Source organism: Thalassobacter sp., from assembly GCF_982993085.1.
In genome coordinates this window covers 1-2,293 of the sequence record NZ_CEZFMW010000171.1, presented here as the reverse complement: position 1 = coordinate 2,293, position 2,293 = coordinate 1, and the positions used below count along the sequence as shown (strand labels likewise).

Annotated in this window: 3 protein-coding genes; all 3 read right to left on the bottom strand. The window is 59.0% G+C overall.

Annotated features, from left to right (window positions below):
* Window positions 1–99: 99 nt before the first annotated feature.
* Genes AC4GMC_RS17160 through crcB form a run of 3 tightly spaced genes read right to left on the bottom strand, consistent with a single transcriptional unit; the run spans window position 100 to window position 2,193 of the window.
* Window positions 100–771 (bottom strand): HAD-IA family hydrolase, encoded by a 672-nt coding sequence (locus AC4GMC_RS17160; protein WP_487879050.1) that lies wholly within the window; start codon window positions 769–771, stop codon window positions 100–102.
* On the bottom strand, window positions 764–1,807 hold the full coding sequence (locus AC4GMC_RS17155) for an RluA family pseudouridine synthase (protein WP_038008593.1): 1,044 nt from the start codon (window positions 1,805–1,807) through the stop codon (window positions 764–766). The genes AC4GMC_RS17160 and AC4GMC_RS17155 overlap by 8 nt, the downstream gene beginning before the upstream one ends.
* On the bottom strand, window positions 1,804–2,193 hold the full coding sequence (gene crcB / locus AC4GMC_RS17150; protein WP_487879051.1) for a fluoride efflux transporter CrcB: 390 nt from the start codon (window positions 2,191–2,193) through the stop codon (window positions 1,804–1,806). The genes AC4GMC_RS17155 and crcB overlap by 4 nt, the downstream gene beginning before the upstream one ends.
* Window positions 2,194–2,293 lie beyond the last annotated feature (100 nt).

Sequence of the window (2,293 nt, the reverse complement as noted above, 5' to 3'; positions counted from 1 at the left end):
GTTTTCCAGAACCGTTTTGCTGCCCATTCCGTCATGGCCTGCCCTCTCTTGTCTGTCTCTCGTACCGGCGACCTTCACCGGCTGAACTGTCTTGCTGGACTACGCGTCCAACAGGGTGCGAAGTTCGTCAAAATCTGATGCGATACACTGTGCGCCTGCGTCACGCAGAACCTCGGGCATGTGATAGCCCCATTTTACGCCAATACCGCGCACGTTTGCCGATTTTGCCATCTGCATGTCGTAGCTGGTGTCTCCCACCATCACGGTCTGCTCGGGTGTCACACCCGCCTCGGCCATCGCCGTCAAAAGCATCGAGGGATGGGGCTTGGACGGATGATCGTCCGATAACTGCTGGGTGTGAAACATGTCCTCCAAACCCAAGGCAGCAACCATACGATCATACCCACGGCGGGACTTGCCGGATGCGATGCCCAAAAGGGTCGTCTTTTGTGCGGCAAGCACCTTGAGCAGATCAAATGCGCCATCGAACAAGTCCGACGCTTCCCCGCGTGAGGTCCGCAGCGCACTGGCGCGAAACTCACCCCGGTAGCTTTGGGCGATTTGATCGACCTTTTGCGCGGAAAGGCCCGGCTTGATCCCGTGGATCATGTCCTCAACCGCAAGGCCGATCCCATTGCGCACCTTTTCCGGGGCTGGGCTGGGCAGATTGGCTGCGTGAAACGCAAATTCCATCGCCGCCATGATCTGCGCGTAACTGTCCAGCAGTGTCCCGTCGATATCAAAGACGATCAACCGACCCCGGTCAGCCATCGTCGTCGCCATAAAACGGATCGTTGGGCACATCCGCCGGGGACCACCCCATCAGGTCCCACGTATCTTGCATATGCGATGACAGTGGTGCCGTCAGCGAAAGCTGCGCTTTGGAGGTTGGGTGTTCTATCACAAGTGAACGAGCGTGTAGGTGCAGGCCCCGCGAAACATCCCCGCCGATTCCAGCACCCCAACCATCGCCAAGGTTTTCCTGTCCGGAGCCACCATATTTGCCATCCCCAAGAATCGGGTGCCCGATCTCGGCCATGTGAGCGCGCAACTGATGGGTACGGCCCGTAATCGGCACAAGTGCCGCCCATGACATCCGCCCACCCGCGGTTTCCAGCACTGCGTAGTCGGTATGTGCGCGTTTGGCACCTTCGGTTTCGGCAATCGCACGGGGGTGGACGCAGTGCATCTTTTCCCCTTCACCAGCGGCGCCACGGCCCCCAGCCTTTACAAGGCCAAATTTGATTGTGCCCTTGCGCGGCAAGGGGGATCCGGCAACCGCTGCCCAATAGATTTTGCGTGTTTCACGGTGGCGAAAGCTGGCCGTAAGTGCAGCGGCTGCGGGGCGCGTCCGCGCCAGCACCAACACACCCGAGGTGTCTTTATCCAACCGGTGAACCAACCGCGGGGGTTCGTCGCGTTCATACATCAACGCCGAGGCCAAGCCATCAACATGCCGCGCCTGACCAGAGCCGCCCTGCACCGCAAGCCCACTGGGCTTGTTCAAAACAATCACATCTGCATCGCGGTAAATCACGCACGACTGGATCATCTCCGCATCGGCGCGACTGACCTGACGGGTGTACTGCGGCGCGGGCGCATCAGGCAGCGGCGGTATCCGCACGACTTGCCCAACATCGAGGCGCGTGTTGGCTTTTACCCGGCCCTTGTCCACACGTAGATCACCCTTGCGGCACATCTTTTCGATCTGGCCTTGGCTGACCTGCGGGAAAATGCGGCGCAGCCAACGGTCCAACCGCTGATCACCATCCTCATCACCGACTGTGATATGTTGTACACCGCTCATGCCACTGCTCCCCGAGCCACTGCCACGCCAAGCGCAAGCCCAGCGATCGAGACCGTCACCGACAACAGAACATACAGTCCCGCCGCGCCGATCTCGCCTTTTTCAAACATAGTATAGGCTTCGAGCGAAAAGGCCGAAAACGTCGTAAAGCCCCCTAGCACACCTGCCATCAAGAACGGCGCCCATTGCCCAAGGTCGTGCTTTGTCATGACCACGACACACAGCCCCATCAAGAACGAGCCAACAACATTGACCGATAGGATCGCCACAGGAAATCCCTCGGACCACATGCGATGGATCCAAAAGGCCGCAAGATACCGAAGCGATGCGCCGATTGCGCCGCCCAAGGCAACATAAGGTAGAGCGACATAAGGTAAGGAATTCATGAGGGGGCTTTGCGCCTCACAAGGTTAGAAGTCAACCACCCCGCTTGGCGCGCAATTGGGAAAAATAGCCCAAACGCCGCGTCATCTCACGCTCAAAGCC

Bases quoted from the DNA above. Each gene is read 5' to 3' on its own strand.
- AC4GMC_RS17155 (WP_038008593.1), bottom strand. From the start codon at position 1,807: ATGAGCGGTGTACAACATATCACAGTCGGTGATGAGGATGGTGATCAG.
- AC4GMC_RS17160 (WP_487879050.1), bottom strand. From the start codon at position 771: ATGGCTGACCGGGGTCGGTTGATCGTCTTTGATATCGACGGGACACTG.
- crcB (WP_487879051.1), bottom strand. From the start codon at position 2,193: ATGAATTCCTTACCTTATGTCGCTCTACCTTATGTTGCCTTGGGCGGC.